Annotated in this window: 21 protein-coding genes and 1 riboswitch; of the genes, 10 read left to right on the top strand and 11 right to left on the bottom strand. The window is 61.9% G+C overall.

Annotation, left to right across the window (positions count from 1 at the left end; genetic code table 11):
* Positions 1 to 4: 4 nt before the first annotated feature.
* The 7 genes from HWX14_RS19155 to HWX14_RS19125 form a co-directional block, all read right to left on the bottom strand.
* Entirely contained in the window at positions 5 to 1,483 is a 1,479-nt protein-coding gene (locus HWX14_RS19155) for an aminotransferase class V-fold PLP-dependent enzyme (RefSeq protein WP_175884622.1), read from the bottom strand.
* Positions 1,484 to 1,649: 166 nt separating this feature from the next.
* On the bottom strand, positions 1,650 to 1,964 hold the full coding sequence (locus tag HWX14_RS19150; protein ID WP_244130265.1) for a TrfB-related DNA-binding protein: 315 nt from the start codon (positions 1,962 to 1,964) through the stop codon (positions 1,650 to 1,652).
* Between the two features lie 18 nt (positions 1,965 to 1,982).
* Complete coding sequence (locus HWX14_RS19145) at positions 1,983 to 2,240, bottom strand: PAAR domain-containing protein (protein WP_175884621.1); 258 nt, start codon at positions 2,238 to 2,240, stop codon at positions 1,983 to 1,985.
* Positions 2,241 to 2,456: 216 nt separating this feature from the next.
* The gene (locus tag HWX14_RS19140; RefSeq protein WP_175883991.1) at positions 2,457 to 3,458 is read right to left on the bottom strand and encodes a hypothetical protein; all 1,002 of its coding nucleotides are present in this window, start codon (positions 3,456 to 3,458) and stop codon (positions 2,457 to 2,459) included.
* A 171-nt stretch (positions 3,459 to 3,629) separates the two neighbouring features.
* The gene (locus HWX14_RS19135; RefSeq protein WP_175883990.1) at positions 3,630 to 4,973 is read right to left on the bottom strand and encodes a virulence factor; all 1,344 of its coding nucleotides are present in this window, start codon (positions 4,971 to 4,973) and stop codon (positions 3,630 to 3,632) included.
* Positions 4,974 to 5,107: 134 nt separating this feature from the next.
* A complete protein-coding gene (locus HWX14_RS19130; RefSeq protein ID WP_175883989.1) occupies positions 5,108 to 7,279 on the bottom strand; it encodes a hypothetical protein in 2,172 nt (723 codons plus the stop codon).
* Between the two features lie 140 nt (positions 7,280 to 7,419).
* A complete protein-coding gene (locus tag HWX14_RS19125; protein ID WP_175883988.1) occupies positions 7,420 to 10,182 on the bottom strand; it encodes a type VI secretion system Vgr family protein in 2,763 nt (920 codons plus the stop codon).
* Between the two features lie 700 nt (positions 10,183 to 10,882).
* On the opposite strand from HWX14_RS19125, the gene HWX14_RS19120 reads away from it, so the two are divergent.
* From HWX14_RS19120 to HWX14_RS19085, 8 genes are all read left to right on the top strand, one after another.
* Positions 10,883 to 11,635 carry a hypothetical protein gene (locus tag HWX14_RS19120; RefSeq protein ID WP_347879844.1) on the top strand — a complete coding sequence of 251 codons (753 nt, stop codon included), beginning with the start codon at positions 10,883 to 10,885 and terminating at the stop codon, positions 11,633 to 11,635.
* A 199-nt stretch (positions 11,636 to 11,834) separates the two neighbouring features.
* Positions 11,835 to 12,650 carry a MipA/OmpV family protein gene (locus HWX14_RS19115; protein ID WP_175884620.1) on the top strand — a complete coding sequence of 272 codons (816 nt, stop codon included), beginning with the start codon at positions 11,835 to 11,837 and terminating at the stop codon, positions 12,648 to 12,650.
* An 8-nt stretch (positions 12,651 to 12,658) separates the two neighbouring features.
* Positions 12,659 to 13,333, top strand: coding sequence for a response regulator transcription factor (locus tag HWX14_RS19110; protein ID WP_069618994.1), 675 nt, complete (start codon positions 12,659 to 12,661; stop codon positions 13,331 to 13,333).
* Between the two features lie 51 nt (positions 13,334 to 13,384).
* Positions 13,385 to 14,737: an ATP-binding protein gene (locus HWX14_RS19105; RefSeq protein WP_175883986.1), complete on the top strand. Its 1,353-nt coding sequence runs from the start codon at positions 13,385 to 13,387 to the stop codon at positions 14,735 to 14,737.
* A gap of 169 nt (positions 14,738 to 14,906) precedes the next feature.
* Positions 14,907 to 15,010, top strand: a riboswitch (SAM-I-IV-variant riboswitch).
* A gap of 42 nt (positions 15,011 to 15,052) precedes the next feature.
* The gene (locus tag HWX14_RS19100; RefSeq protein ID WP_175883985.1) at positions 15,053 to 15,409 is read left to right on the top strand and encodes a hypothetical protein; all 357 of its coding nucleotides are present in this window, start codon (positions 15,053 to 15,055) and stop codon (positions 15,407 to 15,409) included.
* A 488-nt stretch (positions 15,410 to 15,897) separates the two neighbouring features.
* Positions 15,898 to 17,064 carry a dsDNA nuclease domain-containing protein gene (locus tag HWX14_RS19095; protein ID WP_175883984.1) on the top strand — a complete coding sequence of 389 codons (1,167 nt, stop codon included), beginning with the start codon at positions 15,898 to 15,900 and terminating at the stop codon, positions 17,062 to 17,064.
* On the top strand, positions 17,061 to 17,540 hold the full coding sequence (locus HWX14_RS19090) for a hypothetical protein (RefSeq protein WP_175883983.1): 480 nt from the start codon (positions 17,061 to 17,063) through the stop codon (positions 17,538 to 17,540). Before HWX14_RS19095 ends, HWX14_RS19090 begins: the two co-directional genes overlap by 4 nt.
* A complete protein-coding gene (locus HWX14_RS19085; RefSeq protein ID WP_175883982.1) occupies positions 17,537 to 19,339 on the top strand; it encodes a hypothetical protein in 1,803 nt (600 codons plus the stop codon). Before HWX14_RS19090 ends, HWX14_RS19085 begins: the two co-directional genes overlap by 4 nt.
* 301 nt (positions 19,340 to 19,640) lie before the next feature.
* Here the strand turns inward: HWX14_RS19085 and glmS are convergent, their stop codons facing one another.
* Entirely contained in the window at positions 19,641 to 21,470 is a 1,830-nt protein-coding gene (gene glmS / locus HWX14_RS19080) for a glutamine--fructose-6-phosphate transaminase (isomerizing) (RefSeq protein WP_175883981.1), read from the bottom strand.
* Positions 21,471 to 21,626: 156 nt separating this feature from the next.
* Between glmS and HWX14_RS19075 the strand changes: the two genes are divergently transcribed.
* Entirely contained in the window at positions 21,627 to 22,118 is a 492-nt protein-coding gene (locus HWX14_RS19075; RefSeq protein WP_175883980.1) for an Lrp/AsnC family transcriptional regulator, read from the top strand.
* 29 nt (positions 22,119 to 22,147) lie between these two features.
* On the opposite strand, the gene panB is transcribed toward HWX14_RS19075, so the two are convergent.
* On the bottom strand, positions 22,148 to 23,002 hold the full coding sequence (panB, locus tag HWX14_RS19070; RefSeq protein WP_175883979.1) for a 3-methyl-2-oxobutanoate hydroxymethyltransferase: 855 nt from the start codon (positions 23,000 to 23,002) through the stop codon (positions 22,148 to 22,150).
* Positions 23,003 to 23,080: 78 nt separating this feature from the next.
* Between panB and HWX14_RS19065 the strand changes: the two genes are divergently transcribed.
* Positions 23,081 to 23,899: a helix-turn-helix transcriptional regulator gene (locus HWX14_RS19065; RefSeq protein ID WP_175883978.1), complete on the top strand. Its 819-nt coding sequence runs from the start codon at positions 23,081 to 23,083 to the stop codon at positions 23,897 to 23,899.
* A gap of 13 nt (positions 23,900 to 23,912) precedes the next feature.
* Here the strand turns inward: HWX14_RS19065 and HWX14_RS19060 are convergent, their stop codons facing one another.
* Both HWX14_RS19060 and HWX14_RS19055 read right to left on the bottom strand, forming a co-directional pair.
* Positions 23,913 to 24,452, bottom strand: a complete 540-nt coding sequence (locus HWX14_RS19060) for a methylated-DNA--[protein]-cysteine S-methyltransferase (protein WP_175883977.1) — start codon at positions 24,450 to 24,452, stop codon at positions 23,913 to 23,915.
* A complete protein-coding gene (locus tag HWX14_RS19055; RefSeq protein ID WP_175884619.1) occupies positions 24,449 to 25,921 on the bottom strand; it encodes a DNA-3-methyladenine glycosylase 2 family protein in 1,473 nt (490 codons plus the stop codon). Before HWX14_RS19055 ends, HWX14_RS19060 begins: the two co-directional genes overlap by 4 nt.
* Between the last annotated feature and the right edge of the window lie 247 nt (positions 25,922 to 26,168).

The following is a 26,168-nucleotide window of genomic DNA, read 5'->3' as shown; positions in this document are numbered from 1 at the left end:
CGGCTTATGCCGTGCGTCGTTCGGACAGCCGATTCCACAGCAGGCCGGAGCGGCTGCCGCTGCGGCAATACGCGAGCACCGGCTTCGGCAGCGTGTCGACCAGTGCGCCGAACGCGTCGACTTCCGCGTCGCCGATGCCGTCGCGCTCGACCGGCAGATAGCGCGCATCCATGCCCAGTTCGCGCGCGGCAGCGGCGATCTCCTCGAACGCCGGCTGATCAGAGCCTTCGCCGTCCGGCCGGTTGCAGATCACCGCGCGGAAGCCGGCATTGCGGATCGCCTTCAGATCGGCCGGCGTGATCTGCCGCGACGCGGCGAAGCCGGTCGTTGCCGCCGCTCGACATTGCTCGATCGCCCGCGCGAAACAAGCGATCGCGAAGTCGACGTCCTGCTCCGTCGTGAAACGCCCGAAGCTGATGCGCACGGTGCGACCGGCCGTTTCCGCATCGAGCCCGATCGCGGTCAGCACGTGGGACGGCGCGCCGCTGGTCGAATTGCAGGCGGAGGTGGACGACACGGCGAGCGCTTCGCCGAGCATGAACGGGAAGAAGCCCGGCGCATGCACCGTCAGGCTCAGCGTGTGCGGGATGCGGCGGGCGGCGGCCGCGTTCTGCGTGACGTCGCCGAGCGCGGACAGCGCGCCGGTGAGCCGCGCGCCGAGCGCCGCGATCCGTGCGGCTTCGCCGTCGAGTTTTTCAGCCGCGAGTTCGCATGCGACGCCCATGCCGACGATCTGATGCGTGGCGAGCGTGCCCGAACGCAACCCGCGTTCGTGGCCACCGCCGTGAATCTGCGGCGCGATCCGGTTCGCGATCTCGCGGCGGACGAACAGTGCGCCGATGCCCTTGGGGCCGTACACCTTGTGGGCGGACATCGACATCATGTCGATGCCGAGCGCGCGCACGTCGATCGGCGTCTTGCCGAGCGCCTGCGCGGCGTCGACGTGGAGCAGCGCGCCGGCGGCGTGCACGATGCGGGCGATCGCGCCGATGTCGGTCAGCGTGCCGATCTCGTTGTTCACGAGCATCAGCGACACGAGGCCGGTGTCGGGGCCGATCGCGGCCGCCACGGCGTGGGCGGTGATTTCGCCGCGGGCGTCGGGCGTCAGGAAGGTGACCTGCATGCCTTGCTTCGACAGGTTCGCCATCGTGTCGAGAATGGCCTTGTGCTCGAGGCGGCTCGTGATCAGATGGCGCTTGCCGGTCGCGTTTTCCGCATAGCCCTTCAGCGCGAGGTTGTTCGATTCGGTGGCGCCCGACGTCCAGACGATCTCGTCGGCGTCCGCGCCGATGAGGGCGGCGACTTGCGCGCGGGCGTGCTCGACCTTGTCTTTCGCGAGCCGGCCGGCGGCGTGCGAGCTGGATGCGGGGTTGCCGAAGATGCCGTCGAAGCCGAGGCAGGCCGTCATCGCTTCGATCACGCGGGGATCGGCGGGGGTCGTGGCTGCGTAGTCGAGGTAGTGCAGCGCGGTGGGTTCGCTCATGTCCGTCTCTGGCTGATTGCGTAGTGACGGAAATGATACGGGGGACAGAAGGGAAAAAGGATCCAAAGTTGGCTGAAGATGCGGCTCGAAGTGGAATTACGTTTTCTATATGTGGGAAATAGGGGAATTTGTTTCTCCGTGGCTTCGCTGGCCGGAATCGTCGCGATTACGTCGCCGCGTGGGGGCCGGGTTGGGTCGATAGCCGGTGCGCATCCCGCAACCATGCCAGCAGCGCCTGCTCGTACCTCGACGGAATCGTGACCGTGAGCGTCGTGAGGCGGGCGGCGTTGCATGGCAGTTCCAGATAGCGTCGCCAGGCTTTTCGCACAAGCTGCGACATCGCGGAGTGCGTCATGCCGAGTTCGGCGGCCAGCGCCCGTTGTGATCTGCCCTTCACGAAAATCTCGTGCAAGGCCCACTGGTTCAGCGGCTTGATCCGCGTGTCCTGCATCCGCAACAGCCGGAACTGTTCGTCGGTCATGCGTCGGGTCGTCGGCATTCAGACCCGCCCCGAATGTTGAAGCGACGAGATCAATTCCGCGCCGCACGAAGTCTTGTGGCCGTCGAACGCGGCGGGGCGGCCTTCGATGTCGAAGGCCGGGTCGCCTTCGGCAATCGTGCAGGCGCCATGAATCGGACACGAGCACGCGTCGCCGATACGAGCGACCGCGCGCCCCATCACCGTGCTTTTTCGGGCGCCGGATTCGACTCGGCCGCCGTGGGTGTGCGTATCTTGTACCCGGATAATTCCCCGCATAGGATTCCGTCCTTCAATGGTTTGAGGTCTGACGCGGCGATCACGTTCGGGTGAAGCAATCTGCCGCACCGGTGTGTATCACCATGAATAGCCCAGCATGCCGTAATTTGTATCGTGTCGGCGGCCCGACCACGGCAGGTTGCCACCGAAGTGATTGATCCGGCCGATGGCGAAACGCAGACGATCCGACCCAATAATTATTGGGCAGCATCCCGACTATTGAATTGGCTCGCAATTCTTTCGATCTTCCTCCGATGGTCCGCGGTGTTGGGCCGCATCCATCCAACCCAGATTAAATTGGGTATAGCTGTAGTGACATAACAGCGTGGGCTTTCCAGCGACGCTTTTGTCATCGACGGTTAAGGCGTCAAGTGTGAGAGGCACAGAAGGAAATGTAACATCAGCTAACGCGATTTGATTGGCTCTATACTTGATATTGAACTTTCCAACCCAATATTCCGCCGCCTTGCCTGATACGACACGATAGCCGGTCGGCGCTGTTTTTGGTGAAACATAATACAAGGCCATCGACTGATGTAGCCGCACATCATCGCCCCTCGAAAATCGAAATAGGTCGCTGGGAACAAATAGATCGGTCGGATAATTCTTTCTTTCATAATGCGGTTTCGGTTGTCTAGCAAAAATCCATTGATGCTCGTCATCGTAAACGACCAACTGAATATCTATAGCCACAGGGCTGGCGAGAGAGTTGTAATCTTCAATCTGCCTGTAACGCCGCGCCCCGTCCGGATCGCGCCCTTTATCGGCAACAAGGTCATCGGGAATTGCAAACACGATTTCTGGGTAGTTATTGAATGCACCCATGAAACGATATTTGGTGCCGGGTGCATAGGCGGAGATTGGGCGGCGCATGGGTAAATTCGTACCCTGGACTGTCCAACTAATCGAACGTGCATCCAGAAGGGTTTTCCAATCGGGTTTTGTTCCGCTCTTCAACGCGACCAGATTTTGCCATTTACAGTCGCTGCTTCGATCATAGCAACTATTATACAAATAAAGACTGATGCCCTCGTTTTTCAGCGTCAACCACGGACGTGGTTCAGCCGGAAAGCTATAAATTTTCTCGTAAGATTTAGTTGAAAAATGCGGCACAATCATCGGTGGGCAACCGGCTAGCAACACACTTATCGGCAGCGCCACGATCAATTTTATCTTTTTCAAATATTTGGATTTTAATGTCCGGAGCATGCTATTCATACCATTCCGCTATTTTCATATCGTCATTGTTAATCTGGAATCATGGTGGTGACGAAAGGAAACACCATGAGCGCCACCAAACCGGGCGCGATAGCAAATGGCTGCACTCGACTCCTGTTACTAGACGCGGCGGTTACGTTCACATGCAGCGCGCCGCCAAGCCGATGTGCATCACCACGAATAGCCTTGCATGCCGTAATTTGTGTCGTGTCGGCGGCCCCACCACGGCAGGTAGGCATTGTTGCCGCCGCGTGCGCGGAACCAGTCCTTGTCGGGGTCGATCGGCGTGAGTTTCGACGGTGGCCGGACGACGACTGCGACCGGGTGATCCGGATCGGTCGTGCCGGCGACGAGTGCGTTGCCGCCGAAGTGATTGACCCGGCCGATGGCGAGCGCGACGTCGGTCAATGCGCTGCCTGTTCCCATGTCGCCGAGTAGGGCGGCCGTGTTGAAGGTCTGTTTGCGGTGGTCGTATTCGGGGAGGGTTTCGGTCAAGGTCTGCGCGAGCATCGCAAGACGTGCCGATGATGCGTCGCTGCCTTTACCTGCGTCGTGGACGATGTAGTTGAGGTCAGGGACCGAGATGCCGGCGTTGCGTGCCGCTTCGTCGATGGTCGCCTTCCACGCCTGCACGGCGCGCGTCGTGCCGACCTTCTTCGGAAAATCATGCGTGTTGCCGGTTGCGGCCTTGCCGATCCAGGCGAGGGGCTCACGCTCGGTGTTAAAGGTTGGGCCGGCGAGGAACAGCACGACAAGGTTCTCGTTGATCTGTGCATCCGTGGGCGGGAAGTTGGGTGCGTCCCAGTTCACTACCCAGACGCTCTTGTCGGGGTTCGCCCGCAAGTAGTCCAGTGCGTTGTTCAGGGATGTGAATCCGGTGTTGGGGCCGCATTGTGTGACTTGTACGTCGGGGAGCTCGTTGCGGCTCCACATCGTTTGAAAATACCGATTCCCGATCGAAAACGTCCTTCTAATCGAGTCCTGCAAGTAGCTTTGCGATTCGGCCGCGTCGAGTCGTTCCGGAATCGCAAGCTCGACACGGATGCCAGCCAACTCACGCCAGTTCTTTTTATCGTCAGGTTTGACCGTGTAGAAGTATTTCGCGTTGCTCGCGTAGCGTGAGTGAAGCAGCAGCGGGAACTTGGTCATGTACTTGCTATAGAAACCTCTGAATGTTTCTACGCCTTCGTTGCCGTATGCAATACCCGCTACCGACTGGAGCGTCGTAAAGGACTTCGGATCGGTCCGCACCATGTCGTCGTTCTTGTTCGGAGACGCGAGTCCTTGCGTCCACAGCAGTTGCCATTCTGTCGGGTAGTCCATGCGTTGCAACGGATTCAACCAGATCAAACCTACGACCTGCGCGACGAATGGCTTCGCTGCTTCTTCCGCAGAGGGTCCCGCATGCGTTACAGGTTCCGTCGAAGGTGCCGCGTGCGCCGGCCGTACCGTGGCCGTGGTGAACAGAAGCACCATGAGCGCAGCCAGGCTGGGCACGACTAAAAATCGTTTCATCCAATCTCCTATTTCCAGTTGTGTCGGGTCTGGCTGTTCTACGTGCGCCATTAACGACGCCATGAGTACGGCCGTGATCATCCATGCTGCGAGCGCAACAGCGGCACGTCGCGGCCATGTAGCGATTAGTGCCTTCATATCGTGCCTCCGACCTTCAGATAGAACTGACCTTCTCGTTCATCCGTGATCGTGTCCGGCATCTTGCCTTCACTGCTCTCCGCATGTACCCATTCATGTATCGGAAGCCCGTCAAGCTCTCCGCGCATAAAGTACTGTGTGTACTTCTTGTTTAGGCTATCGTTGGGAATACCGTCTCCCATCCGCCAATCGGCTTCAATCCGTAGTGCTTTCATTTGCTTGGGCGTCAGATAGCAAACCCCGATCGCCACGTCGTACGCAAGTGCCTTTCTGGCATGCTTCGGATTGGTCATCGTCGTGGAGTGATTTGTCGGGCTGTTGGTCGAGCCACGATCGAGCCAATCCACAATCTGTTTATCGCGCCATTCCTTGTAGCCATCCGGCATTTCGCTCTTGCCGTCCTCGCCGATCACGTGGCCGTCGCCATCGAGCCATTCCGTATTCAGCGTGCGCCGCGCTTCCATCCGCATCAACGCGCGGTCCTCGTAACGCTGTCCGGCTTCGCTCTCTGCCGTACCTTGCGCGACGCTGTCATTGTTCTTCGCCTTGTACTGATCGTAGGGATCATCAGCGCGCTTGTCGGCGTCTGTCTTGCTTGCGTCTCGCCATGCGGCCGGCGGATCGTTGCCTTCGTTGAAGTCGCTTTTCGCATTGCCGTCCTTCGTTTCGATGGGCTTGCCGAACCGCAACGCTTGCGGCGGGAACGGTTCGTCGAGTGCCGGCGCGTCCGCTACCACGGTCCAGCCCTTCGGCGGAAGGGCGTTCACGCGGAACATATTCAATGCCGAGCTGATCTGGGTCACGAAAAACATGATCGGCGCGGATGCAAGCGTGGCCGCCACCCCGAACACGGACTCGTTTCCCTTGAGCGCACCGATGAGATTGAACTTGGCAGGCGGCGAAGGCGGATACCAGAATCCCGACGTCGTTCCCTTTTTGTTATGCCGCCAGTCATCTTCCCAATACTGATAGCGCTTCTGCACGCCAACCTGGAAGCCGGAGGCAAAGACGCGCTGCGTCAGCACGCCGGGGACGCTGATATCGTTCAGCTCGTTCTTGTCGATGCCGCGCCAGCCGATGCCTTGAACCGTGACCGCCGAAATCACCTGGTCGTGTGGACAGCAATACGCGGTGACGCGACCATATGTCGATTCGTTCAGGCCGTGGCGAGCCCGATCCTCTTGTGCCGCATAGGACCGCTTGCTGCTCGGCGATACCCGTTCGTTCGCCATGTCTTCATCGATCTTGCCGGCGGGCAGTTCGTGGGCTTTGCGGGTGCCGATGATCGACAGAAACTTGCCGAACGTTTTCGTGCGCGCGGCGTAGGTCTGCCGTCCGCGACGACCGCTGCCGTCCCTGGTCGCGCGTTGCGACCAGGTATCCATGAACGTATCGGATGGATTGGGGCCGTCTGCGCGCGCAAGGCTGTACGGCGCATTCGCCAGTACGTAGGCATCCGCCACGCAATGCCCGCTACGTCCCCACGGATCTTCGACATCGGGCAGTGCATCGCCGAAGAACGCCGCCGTCAGGCCCACGATGTTGCCCTGGCTATGACACACGACGGTAATCGGCACATCGGCCTGCATGCGGCGAATCGACTCGATCAGCCTCGCAAGGCGCAACGCCGCGAGCACGCCATATGCGCGGGGCGGCGCGCGATACAGCGGCCGGTTGGTCGGGTTGATCCCCTGGACGGTCAACCATCCGGCCGCACGGTCGTCGAGGCCGCCGTGCCAGAGATCGGGCAGGCTCGCGCAGCCATTCGTGAACGGACCGCCGCCCCAATAGTCCTTCTCGTTCAGGAAAATCTTGTCGCCGTACTCTTTCAGTTCTGCGGCGGTTGCCCGATAGCCCCATCGGAAATGAATGACGGGCGAGAAGGACGGGTCAGATTTGATGTAGTTACCGGACCAAAGCTTCGGATTCAAAAACCCGTCCGGCGTCACGCTTTCCGTGTACTTCGCCAGCACCAATTGCCCGGCGTCGATGCCGTGATACATCAATTGATCATCCAGCCGCCCGAGCCGACGATTCAGGCCCTCGCACAGCCCTTGCTCGGCGGCCTCGAACCATTCGCCTTCGGAATTCACACCATGGACGAAGATGACGATACCGGGCAACGGCATTTGCTTGATGCAGATCAGCCGAGTGTCTTTCGTCCACATCGCGACTCCGTCGCTCCGGCCGACGACGATCTGAGGTGGCTCCGGGCACGTCGCCCGTCGCGCCGTGCTCGTCGGTGCGTGCGTCCTCTTCCGGCCGAGGATCGAGAGATGAGTCAATCATCCGGACTCCTGCGCTTTCGTTAAACATTCTTCTTGATGAACTTCACCGCCAGCCTTTCGAACCGGTCGGTATCGACTGCCGGCAGTTCCCCGGCCGTGTCGGTCGTCAAATTCGACAGCGTCCCCGATGCCTTTTGAATCTGTCCTTCAAACCCCGGTGCCGCGTTACCGTCCGTCGGTCGAATCAGCTTCGGGACGCGGCCGAGCGGACTTTGATCGAATGTCGGCAGGTCGACGCTCATGCTGGCCGGGCCGTCCCATACATGACCATCGGATTTCACGGTGAACTTGCCGGGGCATCCCAGTTCGATATCGCGACCATGCAGCTTGAGATATGCGCCGTCGGACGTGACGAATACGATTTCGTCGCTTGCCGTGCCGGCAAGCCTGCCGTCGGCCGCGGTCAACTGGATGTTTTTGCCGGACTCGATTTGCGTGTCGTCGTGCTGCGATTGAAGGGCCACTTTCCCCTGATGCGCGATCGCCGATACGCCGTCGCCGTGCGCGAACATCGCGACGCCACGTCCGGCATGCAGATTGATTCGCTCGCCGCTCGTGATTTGCATGTGTTGCTGCGCGATCTGATCGATGTTCTCGCCCGCATACGTGACGTGCGTTTTCGGCGTGACGTTCAGCGACCCGGCTTGCGCGCCGAACGCCATGAACGCGGATGCGTCGCCGGTGGCGCCGGATTCCGATCCGCCGGGTTTCCAGTGACGGAATGCGTTGGCGATGTTGTCCTGGCCGGCCGTGTCGGCGGATTGCCCGCCATGCTGGCCGGCGTAATCGCCGAGCGACTTGAACAGCGCCGAGCATTGATCGAGCAAGCGAATCAACTCATCGCGATCGAGCTGACCGCCCGTTGCATGCGAACGCGCATAGGTCGTCAACAGCATGCCTTGGGCGGCGCGCAACGCCGCGGCGGCGTCGGTGCGCAGCTCCGCGCCTTCGCCCCGATCGCTCCCGTGTCCGTCCTTGCGCGGCTGCGTCAGGTAGCCGAGATTCAACTGGGTATGCGCATGTCCGCTTGCCAACTGCGCGGAGATTTGCGACGGCGTATCGTCCAGGCGAAGCTGGTTGTGCCGGCGGCCCTTGATTTCCCGCGTCTTGATCCCGGACACGTATCGATTGCCCGGCAGCGCGCCGGTATCGCTGAAAGCGGTGGGTGGGTTCACGCCGTTGCTCAACACGCCGATGATCACCAGACGGTCCGGATCGCCCGACAGGTTCCCGAGCAGGACCTCCATGCCGACGCGCGGCAGGAACAGTGCACCGAAGCATTCGCCCGCGAGACTCGCCGCGACGCGGATCGGCGCACTGTCGCCGGCCAGACCGTTCGTTCCGGCGCCTTGCGCGTGAGCATGGTCCGCCGGATCCAGCCCGTGAATCAGCACACGCACGCGGCCGGCCTTGTCGCAAAACACCTCTTCGCCTTGCGTGCCGACGATCGTGCCGGTCAGCAGGTGAACCGGCGGCACGTCGATCGCCGGCTCGTAGGCCGGCTTGAGCGGCACACCGCGTTGCACGCACGTGAAACTGTTCTCGTAGCGCGTGTCCGTTGGTCCCGATGCATCGGGTGGCGGGACGGTTGGCGTGAGATTGCGGCTTGCCGCGAATAGCCCGCTTGTGCGGCTCGACAGGTCTGTGGGCAGGTTGTTCCAGATAACGTGTCGAATCGACGTGACGACGAACCGACGACGATCGATCGACTTCATGTCCAGCTCGGGGTCGCCCGCCAGCGTGAACCCGTGTCCCACTAGCATGTCGCGCACGGTGCCGATGCCGTCGAAGCGCGCGGCTGCGAACTGATGGGCCAGCATCCGGTCGTGCGCGATGCGCGCGTGATCGTTCCACGAGTCGCCGACGTGCGGGATGTCGATCGCGACGTCGGTCAGCAGGCGCGCAAGATCATTCCCCGACTCGCCCTGGTCGATGCCGGTGACGGCCTCGAAGTCGTCCACACGCGCGGTCTTGTAATCCCACGACGGGCGGCGGACCTTGCCGGGCGACAGGCGCTGGTCGTACGCAAAGAGCGTGACGGTGTCGCGTTGCTCGACGCCGGCGTCGCGCGGGTGAAGGCGGACGGTGCCGGCCGGCGCGTCCGGCAGACGATGCGGATCGTCGCAGAACACGAGCGTGTGAATCGGCCGCTCATCGGTCACGCCGCGTCTTCCGTCGGCCGGCGCGGCCTTCGCAAAGACCGTGATGCCTTCCCGGCGCAGCAGGCGCCGGATGAAGCGTGCGTCGGATTCGTTGACCTGCCGGGTCAGTTCGCGTGCCGGATAGCGATCGGCCTGCAACGTCGACAGGTCGAAATCGAACGCTCGCGCGAGTGCGGGGCTACGCTGTTTCCACTCGTTCATCAGCGTCGCCAGAATGTCCGGCACGCTGCGCGAGCGGAACAGGCGGGCGTTCGTGCGACGGTCCATCAGCGACAGCGCGTCGCACACATGCAGCTGATACACGGTCAGTTCGCCGTCGGATTGACCGGTTCGCACTTCGTGCACGATCGCGTTGATGGCCCGGATGTTGCCGCGATCGGTCGTCAGCCGGACCGATACAGGCAAACCGAGAAACAGCGCAGGCGGCAGATGATCGTAGGTCGACACGCAGGTCAGTTGCCCTTCGATACCCGACATCAGCCCCTCGCGGATATCGGCGTGATGGAGCGCCAGCAGATGGCCGACCGCGCGTTGCGCCTGCCCGAAATGAAGGGAGACCGGACGCTTGTTCAGGTCGACCCGACCCGACGCAAAGTTTCGCAAAGTTGCTGCTATCGACATAACGACGATCTCGTTATTTTTTGTTCCGGATTCGGATGGGTTCGAATCCGCCTCTCAGGGTGACCAGGCGACGGCACTCGGAATTTCGGTGCGAAGAATAGCAAGCTATTTCTATCTTTAACGGATATTTTTATTTTGAGATTTTGAAAAATTCATTTTGAAACAATGGTTAATGATTTTTTGCTTGGAGTGGATTTTTTATTTAAATGAGAATATGTCGAGTCGAATGTTGTGAGTTAGTATTTGTCATGCCTCGTTTTCCCATATCGTTGGCGTGGGGTTTTTTTTGTTCGGACATGATTGAATTGGAATTTGAAAATTCAGAATTGTCCCGACTCAAAATGAGCAGCGGTACGTCACGCCATTGAAACCGGTGCGAGCGGGCTTGCGCACTGGCGCGCGATGTGCGGCGCGGCACGCGTTTGCGGATGCTCGATGGGCGCCGCTACTCGCTTTCCATCGGTTGTTGTCGCCAAGGCAACACGGTAGTGTTGACCATTGACATGCTGCCGGGCCGACAAGGAACCTGTGGCGAGGCGTGCCGGCATCGACGAATTTCGAACGGCAGGTGCGTTGCCGATCATTCCACCCTATAGTGCTCGTCGTTGAGCGATCTGGACGCAATCGGGGGTTCGTCGTGTTTCACCGGAAATTCAAATTGGGTTGTTCGCGCTTCGCGTGCATCGTCGCCGTGACGACGATGCTGGCGCCCGTCGCGGCGCATGCACAGGTGGAGGCCAGCGACGGCACGACGCACGTCGCGTCGGCTGTCGATCACGACGCGTCCCAGGCACGACCGATTGTCGGCGACGACCCGGTTGCCATCCGGGACGCGCTGCAGAAGGTGCACATCGGCACGCTCTCACCTTCGTTGCGCGATCGCGTTCGCGGCGCGGTCGCCGGTGCCGCCGGCCGGCACGGCCCGACGAATCTCGACCTGGCGGCCATCGGCCTGGATCGTGACGTGACGTTCGTGGTGCCGGTGCGGTACGGGGTGAGATACCGGTCGCGGCGGCAACTGCTGACGCTGGATGTCGACCTGTTCGATGCGGAGCGCGACGGCCGGGCAGGCATCCTGCTGCACAAAGTGACGACGGGGCCGCGAGGGCGCGGGCTCGTGATTGCACCGGAAGCGAAGGCAAAAGGGTACATCCAGCACGTCGACATCATCGAACTCGAGGCCGGACAAGGGAAAAAGAACACGATTCGGAGCCGCATGCAGCTTTCGGCCGCCGAGTACGCGCAAACGCATGGCGACTTCGCACTCGTTTTTTCCGGACGCCTGGTTCGGCCTTACCTGACCGAACAAACCGAACATGCCGACCCGAGTATCGAGGAGCCGACGGACATTTCGACGAGGATCGCCACGTTGCACATGGATCTTCGTGACATCTGGCTGGTGAGTCCGTCGAGCGGCGTCGTGGTGTCGAAGAAATTGCGGTTGTCGAAGTAGCGGGGTTCGGCGGGCGGGAAGGGAATCGCCGCCGCGATGCGTCATGCGCGCATGTCACGTTGCCGAACGTGCACAGTCTGAGCAACGTCAAACCAAAGTCGGTCCTGTCCTTGGACGATATTTTTCCTGGTAAGTGAGCGGTAAGTCGACTGGTCCTACAGTAGCCCCCGTTTCGACCGTCGACTCCAGGAAAACGATTGTGAAAATTGCCTCCCGCTGCGAACGCCCGTTATTGCTGATTGCCGCTTCACTCGCACTTTCATCTGTTTCCGCGTGGGCGGACGACGGCATGAGCCCGCCCGATCCCGACAATACGGGGCTGACCATCCTCAACAACGCGACCAACGTCACGCATTGGGGACTGGGCGCCGGCGTCGGCATCGAGCCGTCGGCCTACAGGGGCGATGGCACCCGCGTATTGCCTTTTCCGCTGGTCTACTTCGACAACAAATGGGTGCAGGCCATCGGCACCACGGTCGATCTGAAAATCGGCAACTGGAGCGGCGTCAATGTCGCGCTGCGTGGCCAGTTCTCGCTGTTCGACGGATACAGTGGCTCGGACGCCCCGATCCTGAACGGCATGGAAAAGCGCAAGGGCGCGTTGTGGTACGGGCCCGCACTGTCATGGAGCACGAGCTTCGGCACGTTGTCGGGTAGCTTCCTGCTCGGCGGAAACAAGGGCGAGCGCGCGAAAATCGGCTTCGAGAAGGCGTTCGCGTCAGGCGCATTCTCGATCACGCCACATGTCGGCGCGGAATGGCTGAGCAACAAATACGTCGACTACTATTACGGCGTGCGACCATCCGAGGCGCGCGCGTGGCGCGCCGCCTACAGCGCGGGTTCGGCCGTGAACGTGTCGGCCGGCACCCGTTTCGACTACCGGCCGACGAAGCAGCAGACGATTTTTCTGGACGTGGGCGTGTCGCGTCTCGGCGACGGCATCACCGACAGTCCGCTCGTCGGCAGGCGGTTCATTCCCGAGGCCCGGATCGGCTACATGTATCGGTTCAAGTGAGTGCGAGCATGCCAAGAGTGGCGATTGTCGAGGATCACGAGCGCCTGGCCGGCCTGTTGTCCCAGGCGTTGGCCGCGGCGGGTATCGAATCCGATCGGTTCGGCAATACCCGGGAAGCCGCTTACGGTATCGACCGGGCCGACTACGCGCTGCTGATCGTCGACCGCGGATTGCCCGACGGAGACGGCCTGACGTTCCTGCGCACGCTGCGCGCGGCGGGCCGCATGATGCCTTGCCTGATGCTGACGGCACGCGACGCGTTGCATGACCGCATCGACGGACTCGAAAGCGGCGCCGACGACTATGTGACCAAGCCGTTCGAAATGAGCGAACTCGTCGCTCGCGTACGCACGCTGATGCGGCGTCCGGCGCTGCTCACGACGCTCGTTGCATCGTTCGCGGATGTGACCGTGGACCCGCCGCAGCGCGCGATGCGCTGTGGCGACCGGACGGTGCTGCTGGCGCCGGCCGAGCTGCAGGTCATGCTCTGCCTGATCGAAGCGGCGGGCCGGACCGTCCGGCATGCGGTACTCGAGCATGCCGCATGGGGGTTCGCGGAGGCGGTCACGCCGAACGCGCTCGAGGTGACCGTGCACCGCTTGCGCAAGAAACTGACGGCGATCGGCGCAACGATGCGGCTCACCAATATCCGCGGCGCCGGCTTCGCGCTGCGGGACGCGTGACGATGCTTCGCCGCGTTTCGCCCGTTGCCGCTCCCGGGTAAAAAAAACGCCATGTTCCGTCATTGGATCCTGCGCCTGTCGACGCGTCTGTGGGTGACCAACGTTGTCTTGTTCGCCATCAGCCTGGCGCTGCTGTCCGCGCTTTCCGTCTATTTTCTGGATCGATATCCCGAGTTCCTGGGAAGGCGCCAGCAGATGGAGAGCATCCGTCATATCGTGGCCGGGATGCGTTTCGATGCGACCGGGCGCCCGGCATCCGTGCGATTGGGTGAGCATCCGGCGGTGATGTTCCGGCTCTTGCCGGCCGACGTGAAGTATCGGGTGCTCGATGCGACGGGGAAGGTGTTGCTGGCGTCGGTGTCTTCGAGCGACGATCGACCGTGGCTGACGGAGGACCTCGCGACGGTGGCAGGCAAGGTGCTGCCCACCACGATTGACGGCAAGGCGTACACGGTCGCGACGCAGCGCGCGTTGAACGCAAGCGTCGTCTATTACGTGCAGGAGGCGCAAAGCAGGCAACTCGCCGATGCGCTCGTCAGGACGCGGATCGATCCGATACCGAAGACCGTCGCTTATGTGCTGGTCATTGCGACCGTCATTTTCGGACTGACGCTGCCGTTGACGATCGGTCACGTGCTGAAGCCGTTGCGGGAGGTATCGCGTGCCGCGCGGGAGATCGAGCCGCGCAACCTGAAGACGCGGCTGTCGTCGGCCGGGATTCCCAGCGAGATCAAGCCGCTGATCGATGCATTCAACGACGCGCTGACCCGGCTCGAGAATGGCTTTGCGGTGCAGCAGCAGTTTCTGGCCGACGCCGCGCACGAGTTGCAGACGCCGCTCACGCTGGTCAGAGGGCAGATCGAGCTGCAGCCGGACATCAGCCAGAAGGCGCTTTTGCTTCGCGAGATCGACCTGATGGCGCGGCAGGTCAAGCAGCTGCTGCATCTGGCTGAAGTCAGCGAAGCGCAGAACTTCAGTTTCGGCGACGTGAACGGCGCCGAGGTCACGCGAGATGTCGTGAGCCTGCTGGCCGGCAAGGCCGATGCGAAGCAGGTGACGCTTCATATCGAAGCGCGCGATTCCGCGTCACCGATACGCGCGGACGGCGGGGCGCTTTTCATCCTGCTCAAGAACATTCTCGAGAATGCGATCAATGCGTCGCCGTCGGGCGGTGTCGTCGTGCTGACCGTTCTCGAGACGGCGATTCATGTTGAAGATGAAGGGCCGGGTATTCGGCGGGAGCATCTGCCGCTGCTTTTCGACCGATACTGGCGGGCGCCGGATTCGCGCTATGACGGTGCGGGCCTCGGGCTGGCAATCTGCAGGGAGATTGCCGAGGCCCATCAATGGAAACTGACGGTCGATGTGCTGATGACGGGGACGCGGTTCAGTGTGTGGTTTTAGGCGGACATGACGGGATTCCGACCCTCATACGAGGCGGGGGTCCCGTCGGTTACCTCCGTGGGGTAGACGGAGGCGCCAGTCCCACTGAAACGTTGCGTTTCACAGACTCCTTGTTTGCCGTCGATTTTTCGATATAATGAAACCACGTTCGGAATGTCGAACGTGAGAAATCAAGCATCCAGAGTCGGGTTTCCCGACGCCAACCTGCCCTCCCGGGCAAGGTGGACGCCCTCGAGGCGATGCGGCCGATTGACGGCAACGAAACGGGAGCAGCATGGCTGGCACCGGTTCGATCACCATTCATCCGGAGCAACCATGAGCCAAGTTTCCTCCGCTTCCCATCCGACGGTCTGTGAAGACTGGTCGCATTTTCTTCCCGGTTTTACGTTGACGCATACGGTTCATCTCGTTTCGAGACGGAATCCGGGCATCGTTTCGACTGCGGCTGCGGTGCTCGAAGGTGAAACGGCGACGGTCGATCGGTGGGCCATCACGCGCTGTGGCGACGTTCTCGAACAAAAAATCGTGCTCGGTGAGATGACGGAAGGGCAAGCGGTAAGGCTGCGTGAGCGGCTTGCGGCGGTGGAGGGTGTGCTGCGGACGAGGGTCGAGCATCATTTCGTTCGGGCGGGGGCGCGGGCGTCCGGGAACGCGTCGGACGCTAGCCATTAGGCGATGCATAAGCGTCGTGGCTGTATCGGGTGATGTACAAGTTTGGACTAGACCAAACAGACAGCGTCAGTTCATCTGACTCAGTTCGGCCAGGAGCGGCCCTTGGAAGAAAAAATCTGAGCGTTCGCTATAAGCAGGGAGGCGCCGGACAATCAGTTGCGGTGATGACCAGTGCCATCAAGGCAGACTGTCGACTCGCGGCACCGCGATGCAGCTTACCCGAAAGAGTTCAGTGCGTTGCGTGACTTCTGGCCCCAGGCTGCGGCAGCAGAGAAAATACTGTATATTTATACAGTATGAGATCTCTCTTCCAAATGAGCCAGAGTTGCGATTGGAACGACCTTGGGAAAGGGCGAGGTGGCAGTGCGGCCGCTTACACGAGGACTTGGTGCCACATTTCCTACTGGGCCGGTAAAACGTATCGTGGGCGAGTACGCGCAAATGTGATACAAAACGTGCATGCGAAATTCGGGGGCAAAGCGAAACGCATGGACGTCATCCATGAAAAAAAACCGCGCGAGACAGTTGGTCGCAACACGGTTGCAAGGTTCCGTATGCAGTTCCAAGCAGCTGCCTATGCGGCGCTTGAGATCCTGAGCGGCAAGGAGATCGACCGGGTCTACTGCGATTATCACGACGACTTTGTCGTGCGCAGGACCGTAGCGGGTGTGGTCGACTACCACTTCTTCCAAGTGAAAACCAAGGGTAAGGCAAACCAGCAATGGGATGTCGCGGAGGTGTTCTCTCTCAAGAAGACAGGTGCGCTGGATACAGAAGAGAAGTTGGAGGCGATCCGCAACAGCATCGCGGGCAAGCTGTTCGTCCACACTGTCGAATTTGGCGACCAGTGTCGTGAAATCACGGTTCTGAGCAACGTTCACTTTAACGACGATGTTCACGATGTCGTCACGGACCTTTCCGCTGGCACGTCTAGCAAGAAGTACATCCGTCAGCTCATCGAAAAGTTCGCTGAAATCGTTTCGCCTGACAGCCCACTGTCATCGGAGCAAATTGATGCGGCTCGAAAGAAGCTCTCCTTGCTGCCGAACGTTCAGTACATCGGCGACACGCTCGAAGCGTTCAGTATTGCCGCGCACAATGCTATCTGGAAGCACAGCGAGATTGAGTTGCATCAACACGAGGTTGAGCGCCTCGCAAGAAGCTTGGTGACACTTGTCGAGGAAAAGTCCTGCTCTCCCATCGGTGGGCTATCCAAGGCAGACATCGATCTAGCAACTGGTGTCGGCCTGGAAGACCTACTTGATGTCCTGAGCATTTCCACCCAGGTGTACCAAACCCTGCGGCAAGGGGGCGACCCTGGGGCCATCAAAGCGGCGTCTATTCTTCAGCGGAAGCTGCAGGAGGCGGGTGCCACTGATTCCATGATAGAGGCGGCCTCGCGAGCGAAGGTCACTTGGGACGTTTGGGTTAGAAGTGCGCGGCATACCTTCCCGGACTTCACGTTCAATGTTTTGCTCGATGAAGTCGACAAGAAGTGCAAAGCCTGGCTGCTTGGAGGAGGCGTCTTGGGAGACCTTGAGAACTTCGTTCAAGCAACGCTGGATTCCCCCATCGCTAAGAAGTTCACGGCACTAGATACGGACCTGATGTTCGGAGCCTTCTGTGCTGCCGTCGTTAGGAGAGCAACGCGATGAACTCGCCAGAATTCTTCAGCGAAGCCAGGCGGCTCGGCCTCAAGCTGAACCTCTCCGGCGAAGGATCTTCGCCAATGCACACGCTCGACAATGAGGCTCTGTTCCAGTTGCCCCTGCTCGCCATGACTATCTTGGCAATCTCGAAGGCTCAGTCCAAGCCTCAACTGCCAGAGATTGGGCAATTGGTCGGCGAGTGCCTGGAGCGGACTGTCGCCGGCTTCAAAGGATCTTCTCAGGACATTGGCTGGTCCGGCAACCTGCGGATCAGGACCATCAAGGCGTTAACGTTCTTAGAGTCGACGGGGCTAGTCACCATCGACGAGGTGACACGCCGAATAACCGCCACCGACTTGGGAAAGAAGGTCTACAACGGCGCCGTCGAGGAGGAAAGCCTCTTGTCCTTCTCAATGAAAACCGTCGAGCTCAGCTATCAGTACATCCGGGATGAAGCTAAAGCTAGAGGAGAAGTAAATTGAGGCTGAAGTCACTGCAGATCGAATCTCTGGGCGACGTGGGTTGGGAAAGCCCGCTCTTGGAGTTTGGCTACAGGACCACGATGCTGTTCGCGCGCAACGGCAGCGGCAAGACCCCTGTCGTCCGTGCGCTTGCGTCCGCGCTGGGGTTCCCCAACAACTTTCGGACCGACATCCTTGAGAAATGCAACGCGGTTGTCTTGCGCGCGGAGTCTGAAGGGAAACCGCTCACGATCCGCCGCACAATCGACGCGACGAACGAGGGGTTTTACGCCACGATTGATTTCGATGGCGAGCAAACCGAACACCATTCACAGGGTTCCTTCTCGCTCGCGCTGTTTCAGCTTCTTGGGCTGAAGCCGCCACGGCTAGTGTCGACAAAGGGCGAGGAGGCACAGCCCTACATCGCAACCCTGTTGCCGCTGTTCTACCTCATACAAGGCTACGGATATTCAGCTGCCTACCGTGCTCCAAGCACGTTCATCGCAGACCAATTTGCGGAGATGGTGCGGTTCGCCTTCGGGCTGAACCCAAAGCACTCCTATGAGGTTAAGAAGACCCTTATCGAAGAGAGGAGTGCCCTAGAGGCACAGACACGTAAGATCGTTGCTGCACAGCGTGTGCTTGAGTACCAGAGTCGCGGTGTGGACGATAGCGATGCAAACCAAGCTGTGCTGCAGCGGACGGCTGAAAACCTTACACAGCAGATTGACGGACTTCGTGCGTCCGTGGACGCGAGGGGGACCGCGAACTCGACGCTCACTGAACTCCTGCGTCAGAAGGACATCCAAATCCGAGCTCGGCAATTAGAGCTCTTCGAGCTGCAGAATCGTGTCGCTGGCATCGAGACCATCCGTGCGGAAATTGATGGCGAGGTCAAGACCCTCGGGCTGAACGAAGAGGCCCGGCGTGTCTTCACATCGTTCCAGGAAATCTGCCGCGCGCCGAACTGCGGGTTGTTTTTGGGTAGCACGGAATCGTACGGGAAGAACTTGCTGTATCTCAAGGACCAGATCAAGGACCTCGAGCGGAACAGCCAGCGTGCCGAGATTCGGGTTGAGCAATTGGAGGAGCGGCTTCAGGAGCTCGGCGCGGAGCGCCAGACGCTCGTTGACAACCTCGAGTCGCCCAATACTTCGGACGTCGACCAGTTGGTGACAGCTGTGCAGGCCTTAACCAAGCAACTTGTCGGCGTGCAGGGCGAATTGGGCCGAATCTCTGGGTTGAAGGAAGAGCGCTCAAAGCTATTCAAGCTGGAGCGAGAACGCGATCGTATCCAGGATCGCATTGATGGGTTGTCCAACACCGGTAGGGCAGACAATGAGTTCAACAAGCTTCGACTGACCCTGCGCGAACTCACCGTAAAGTGGATGCAGACGCTTGACACGCAGAACGTGTCGACGAACGTCGACATTGACTTGAATCTTCGCTTTACGTTCGGAGGCGAAACGCTTGATGTCATCGGCAGCGGCGGCAGCAGCAGCACGACGATCAGGCTAGTCCTCGCAATACACGCGGCACTGCTGGAGGCGTATCTGTCTGATAAATCTCGCCCATTCCGCTTCCTGATCCTCGACACTCCGAAGCAGGAGGAACTCCACACCGCCGACCTAGCCCGATACCTGACGGAGCTCGAGAAGATGTGCGAGGCAAACGATGCCCAGCTTCTCTTTTCGTCCACGGAGTATGACCATCCAACCGGGCCGAAGGACAAGCGTTGGCTGCCGAGCTACCGCGGACCGGACAAGCCGATGTACCTTGGCAAGCGAAGCGATCTGCTAGCAGACGATGAGGTCGTGTGATCGAGCAACTGAGCTAAGTCATATGGCGTCGACGAATGCGCGCAGGATGGCAGGATGCGGATTGCTGCATCCAGCGGTTTGAATGGCAGCTTGCTCTGAAAGCAGACATTTCTCAACGAACCCGAACGAGTACAACGAGGCGGCAGCGATCATCGACGCCGCCATCTTTCCGAGTCAGCAACGGATCGATTTCGGCGCTTGATGAAGTGACGGCCAAGCAAGCTCAGACCTGATCTGACGCTGACTGAGAGATCAGATATTGACTTGCGCAGGTGATAAGGGAGGGGGAAATGATTCTCCCTCACTCCACCGTCACCGACTTCGCCAAATTCCTCGGCTTATCAATATCCGTCCCCCTTGCCAACGCCGCGTGATACGCGAGCAATTGCATCGGCACCGTATGCAAGATCGGCGACAACGGCCCGTAGTACTCGTTGAGCCGAATCACCTCGATCCCTTCACTCGGCACCAACCCACAGTCCACATCCGCGAACACGAACAGCCGTCCATTCCGCGCACTGACCTCATGCATGTTCGACCTGAGCTTTTCAAGCAGCATGTCATTCGGCGCAACCGCGATCACCGGCATTTCATTGCTGACGAGCGCCAGCGGCCCATGCTTCAGCTCCCCCGCCGGATAAGCCTCCGCATGAATATAAGAAATCTCCTTCATCTTCAGCGCGCCTTCCAACGCGATCGGATAATGCATCCCGCGCCCGAGAAACAGCATGTTGTCGCGTCGCGCGAGCAACTCCGACCACGCCATGATCTGCGGCTCCAGCGCGAGCACCTTCGACATCGCATCGGGCAGATGCCGCAGCGCCCGCAGATGTTCCTTCTCCTCATCGTCGCTCAACCGCCCGCGCACCTGCGCCAGCGACAGCGTCAACAGGAACAGCGCAACGAGCTGCGTCGTAAACGCCTTCGTCGAAGCCACGCCGATCTCGACTCCCGCACGCGTCACGAACTGCAGCGCACATTCACGCATCAGCGCACTCGTCGCCACGTTGCAGATCGCGAGCGTATGCATCATCCCGCTGCGTTTCGCGACATGCACGGCCCCGAGCACGTCGGCGGTTTCACCGCTCTGCGACACCGCAACCACCAGCGTGCGCGGATTCGGCACGCTGTCGCGATAACGAAACTCGCTGGCAATCTCGACGCTCGCCGGCAACTTCGCGATGCTCTCGATCCAGTACTTCGCGGTCAGCGCCGCGTGATAGCTGCCGCCACACGCGAGCAGCAGCACCGAATCGACGTCGTTGAACACGCGCCACGCGCCGTCGCCGAACAGTTCGGGCATGATCGACGAAACGTCGAGCAGCGTATCGGCCACGGCCTGTGGTTGCTCGAAGATCTCCTTCTGCATGTAGTACCGATACGACCCGAGATCGGCCGCGCCGCTATGCGCGGCGACGCGTTGCACCGCGCGCTCGACGCGCTGGCCGTTCGCATCGACGATCCAGTAGCGATGCAGTTGGATATCGGCGACATCACCGTTCTCCAGGTAGGCAATGCGATCGGTGATACCCGACAGCGCAATCGCATCGGATGCCAGAAAATTCTCGCCTTCGCCGACCCCGACGACGAGCGGCATCCCGTCGCGCGCGCCGACGATCCGGTGCGGCTCGTCGCGGCACATCACCGCGATCGCATAGCTGCCGCGCAGTCGCGCCACCGCAAGCCGTACTGCCTCGAACAGGTCGCCGTCGTACAGATGGTCGATCAAATGCGCGATCGCCTCGCTGTCGGTCTGGCTCGCGAACACATAGCCGTGCGCCTGCAGTTCCGCACGCAGTTGATCGCAGTTCTCGATGATCCCGTTGTGCGACAGCGCGATGCGCGCATTCGCGTCGCTCGGCGAGAAGTGCGGATGCGCGTTGAGCGTGACGGGCGCGCCATGCGTGGCCCAACGCGTATGCGCGATGCCCGTGTAACCGGACAACGCCTGCCCGGCGATCTCGCGCTGCAGGTTCGCGACGCGATCGACGCTGCGGGCGCGCGCCAGCGCGCGATCGCGGTAGACCACGACGCCGCACGAATCGTAGCCGCGGTATTCGAGCCGCTTCAGGCCGTCGACCAGGTTCGGCAAGATGTCCCGCTGGGCCACCGCCCCGACAATTCCACACATATCGCGCTCCCTAAATGTCCTGTCTGGATCAGTGAGAGCGATGGTAGAACCCCTGAAATGGAATTAAATTTCAAAAAATCATTAAATATGAAACAGGCGGATGGTTGTCTATCATGTTGAAATTAAATTTCACTCACTGACCGGAAGGAGTGGCCGATGGCCGGCATCACCCTCGACGAACTCGACCTGCGCATTCTCGCGATCCTGCAGGACGACGCGTCGGTGTCCAACCTGCAACTGGCCGAGCGCGCGCTGTCGTCGCCGCCCACCTGCATGCGTCGCGTGCGCCGGCTGACGGAGGCCGGCGTGATCCGCCGGCAGGTCGCGGTGCTCGACCCGGTCGCGATCGGCACGGGCGTCACAGCGCTGATCGAGATCAGCCTCGACCGGCAGACGGCCGAAGACTACGACGCGTTCGAAGCGTACGTGTGTGCGGAGCCGGCCGTCACGCAGTGTTATCGCGTGTCGCCGGGGCCCGATTTCGTCGTGATCGCCGATCTGGCCGACGTCGCCGAATACGACGAATTCGCGCGGCGGCTATTCACCGGCGCGTCGAACGTCCGCAACGTGCGAACGTTTTTCTCGACGCATCGCGCGAAATTCGAAGCGAATGCGCGAGTCGCGCATGCGATGCGCAAGCGCACGTAGCGTGAGGTAACCGCGTCGTTCGTCCCGCATCACGCAGCGGTGGCCGCGTCCGCCAGTTGCAGCGGCTTGCCGTACCCGAAGCAATGTGCGGGCTCGGGAAATACGCGCTGCCGCACATCGTGCGCGTACTGGCGGATCGCGCCGCGCATCACCGCATTCGCATCCGCGTACCGCTTCACGAAGCGGGGCGTGTACGCATCGAACGCGCCGATCATGTCCTCGGTCACGAGCACCTGCCCGTCGCATGCGGGCGACGCGCCGATGCCGATCGTCGGGATCGTCAGCGTCTCGGTCAGGTGGCGCGCGAGCGCCTCGGCCGTGCCTTCGATGACGACGCTGAATGCGCCGGCCCGCTCGCCCGCGCACGCGGCGTCGAACACCTGCGCGGCCGAACGCGGGTCCATGCCCTGCGCGCGGAAGCCGCCCGTCGCGTTGGCCTGCTGCGGCATGAGGCCGACATGCGCCATCACCGGAATGCCGCGATCGGTCAGGAAGCGGATCGTGTCGGTCATCTCGCAGCCGCCTTCGAGCTTCACGGCCTGCGCGCCGGTTTCGGCGAGGAGCCGCGCGGCGGAGCGATAGGCTTGCGCGGGCGATTCCTGGAACGTGGAGAACGGCAGGTCGACGACGACGCACGCCTGCGCGGCGCCGCGCACGACGGCCGCCCCGTGTGCAATCATCATGTCGAGCGTGACGCGCAGCGTATCGGGCATCCCGTACAGCACCATGCCGACGGAGTCGCCGACGATGATCACGTCGGCCACGTCGTCGACGAGTTTCGCCATCGGCGCCGAATACGCGGTCAGCGACACGAGGCTGCCGATGCCTTTGGTCGAGCGGATCGCGGTAACGGTCTTGCGGGTGATGCGGGTATGAGCGCTCATGGGCGGAAGCCGTGTGAAAAAAGGAGCCGCCACGGTAGCATCGCGTTCGTTCGTGCAATGACCTTCGGAGGACGTCTTATGTTGCTGGCGGGACAACCCGGCGACCCTTACGCGGTGCCGCCGATGGCGCGCCTGCCGAGGCCGCTGTACGTGCGCGCGTTCGGCATTCCCGGCAACGCGAGCGTCGACGCGCACAGTCATCCGTGGGCCCAACTGATGTATGCGACGAGCGGCGTGCTCGAGGTGTCGACGCCGTCGGGCCGGCAACTGCTGCCGCCGCACTATGCGATGTGGATTCCGCCCCACGTGCCGCACGCGGTCTCGACGCGCGATTGCGTCGCGTTCCACAGCCTGTATCTCGACGAGGCAATCGCGCGCAGCGACGTGCACGACGATTGCACGATCCTCTGCATGACGCCGCTGCTGCGCGAGCTGGTGATCGCGACCGGCGAGTTGCCGGTGCACTACGACGAGGCGGGGCCGGACGGTGCGCTCGTGTGCCTGATCGCGGACCGGATCGCCCGCATGCAGCCGGCGCCGCTCACGGTGCCGATGCCGCGCGATCCGCGCCTGCTGAAAATCGCGCGCGCGTTGCATGCGGTGCCGGGCGATACGCGCAGTCTCGACGAATGGGGCCATCAGGTCGGTGCGACGCGGCGCACGCTGTCGCGGCTGTTCCGGCAGGACACGGGGCTGTCGTTCACCGAATGGCGGCAGGCCGTGCGGCTGCTCGCGTCGCTGCCGCTGCTCGATGCGGGCGCGCCGATCGGTCTGGTGGCCGCGCAACTGGGTTACGACTCGACGTCGTCCTTCATCGCGCTGTTCCAGGCGAAATTCCGCGTGACGCCCGGCGCGTATGCGAAGCGTGAAGCGCGCCGGCCGGTGTTGAGCGCGTGATGCGCACCTTCCATCAGAACGCGAGCGCCTGCTGCACCGGGTGCCCGGCGCCGCGCGAAAACCCCGCCCCTTCGAGCGACAGCAGCGCACGCTTGCGGTCGATACCACCCGCATAACCGGTCAGGCTGCCGGACGCGCCGACCACGCGATGGCACGGCACGATAATCGATACCGGATTGCGGCCGACCGCGCCGCCCACGGCGCGCGCGCCGCTCATCGGCAATCCGACGCGCTCGGTGATGTCGCCGTACGACACGAGTTCGCCGAACGGAATCGCGAGCAGTTCCTTCCATACGCGTCGCTGAAACGCGGTGCCGCGCAGGTGGATCGGCACCGAGAACGTGTCGCGCGCGCCGGTGAAGTACTCGGCGATTTCTTCCGCGACCCGGCGGGCGACCGGCGACCTGGCGAGCGCGTCCGCGTCCGCTTCGCGCACGATCGCAAGCGACGGGAAGTATTTCTGGCCGACGAAATACAGGCCGGTCAGCGCATCGTCTTCGATGCGCACGGCGATGTCGCCCAGCGGGCTCGGAATCAGGTGAGCGGGAGTCATCGCGATACATCTCCTTGAAGGCGCCACACATGCAGTGCGGCATACGCGCGCCACGGCGCCCAGCGCGCCGCCGCGTGCGGCGCGGAGAACGGCAGGCGCGCGGATTCGGTGCGGGCGGGCAGCCACGCGTCGTCGGCGGGGAACGCGTTCGGCCAGGCCATCGCGCGCATCGCGACGTACTGCACCGCGCGTTCGTCGAAGCCGGGCAGCGCGCGCAGCGCGGCGAGCGTCGCGTCGAGCGGCGCCATCGGTTCGAGCGCGAGCGTGCCGTCGTCGACGGCGCGGGCGAGCGACACGATCGCGCGTGCCGTGTCGCGCTCGATGCCGATCGTTTCGAGGGCCGAAGGCGGCAGCGCGGCCAGCGTCGCGGCGCAGGGCAGTGCGTGCGTGAGGCCCGGCGGCGCGCCGTCGACCGAGTGGCCGAAGCGTTCCGCGATCCGTGCGAGCAACGGCGTATCCGTCTGCGCCGACGCAAGCTGCTCGCCCGCGATTGCACGGATCGCGATCTCGAGACCGTCGAACGCGCCGGGCACGCGCAGGCCCGGCGAGCCGCTCGCGAGATCGCCGAGATGCGCATCGATCACGTCGGGTCGGCTGTCGAGATCGAACAGCCGGCGCACGCGTGCGAGCACGGCCGGCACGACGGGTGTCAGCGCAGGCGATACGGTGACGGCCAGCGCAAAGCGCTGCGGCACGTGCGCGACGGACAGCCAGCCCGTCGCGCGGCCGCCATCGTTCCGGTTCGGCAGGTCGACGATGCGCGCATAACCCTGCGCGTCGATCCGCTCGACGCCGTCGATCTGCCGCTGCGCGAGAAAGCGCATCAGGTCGGCCCACGCGAACGGCGGCCGGTACGGCAGCGGAAAGGTCATGTCGCCGTCGGCGGCTGCGCCGGCCCCTTTGCGCAGCCGCAATGGATTGAGGCCGTAGCGCTCGCGGAACAGGTCGTTGAAGCGCCGCACGCTGCCGAACCCGGCCGTCGACGCGACGACGGCCACCGGCAGCGCGGTATCGGTCAGCAGCCGCTTGGCCATCAGCAGCCGCTGCGTCTGCGCGAACTCGACCGGCGACACGCCGAACTGCGCGCCGAAGATCCGGCGCAGATGGCGTTCGGTCACGCCGACGCGCCGTGCGAGCGCATCGACGGAATGCGCGTTCAGGAAACCGTCGTCGATCAGCGTCGCGGCCGCGTCGGCGAGATTGCCGGACAGGTCGAGCAGCCCGTGGCCGGGCGCCAGTTCGGGGCGGCAGCGCATGCAGGGCCGGAAGCCGGCTTTCTCGGCGGCCGCGGCGGTCGGGTAGTAGCTGCAGTTTTGCGCCTTCGGCGGCTTCACCGGGCACACGGGGCGGCAGTACACACCGGTCGTCGCGACGCCGACGAAGAACCAGCCGTCGAAGCGGCGGTTCCGCGAAAGCAGGGCGTCGTAGCAGGTGTCGGGATCGAGGCGCATGCGACGACTGTAAACCATCCTCGCCGTCGATTCTGGCTGAAATCGGACATGTGTTTCGGCCGCCGCGCGCCTGCCGCGCCGCAGCGGGAAAATCAGGGAAAAACGGTTAATACCACTCTGCGAAACAGTCGTCTCTTTTACCGCGACGAATTTGAGATGACTCATCGAAATCCCCGACTGACACGGCGCCAGCAGGCGGCCTATCCTTTGAAAAACGTTTTCCAGATGGGTTGGTGAAAAGGGCCTGTGCGTCAGCGCGTGGGCC

Origin of the sequence: Burkholderia sp. BCC0044 (assembly GCF_902832955.1) — a bacterium.
GTDB lineage: Bacteria > Pseudomonadota > Gammaproteobacteria > Burkholderiales > Burkholderiaceae > Burkholderia.
Note: the sequence above shows the minus strand (reverse complement) of the source record. Positions and strands in the feature narration are given on the sequence as shown.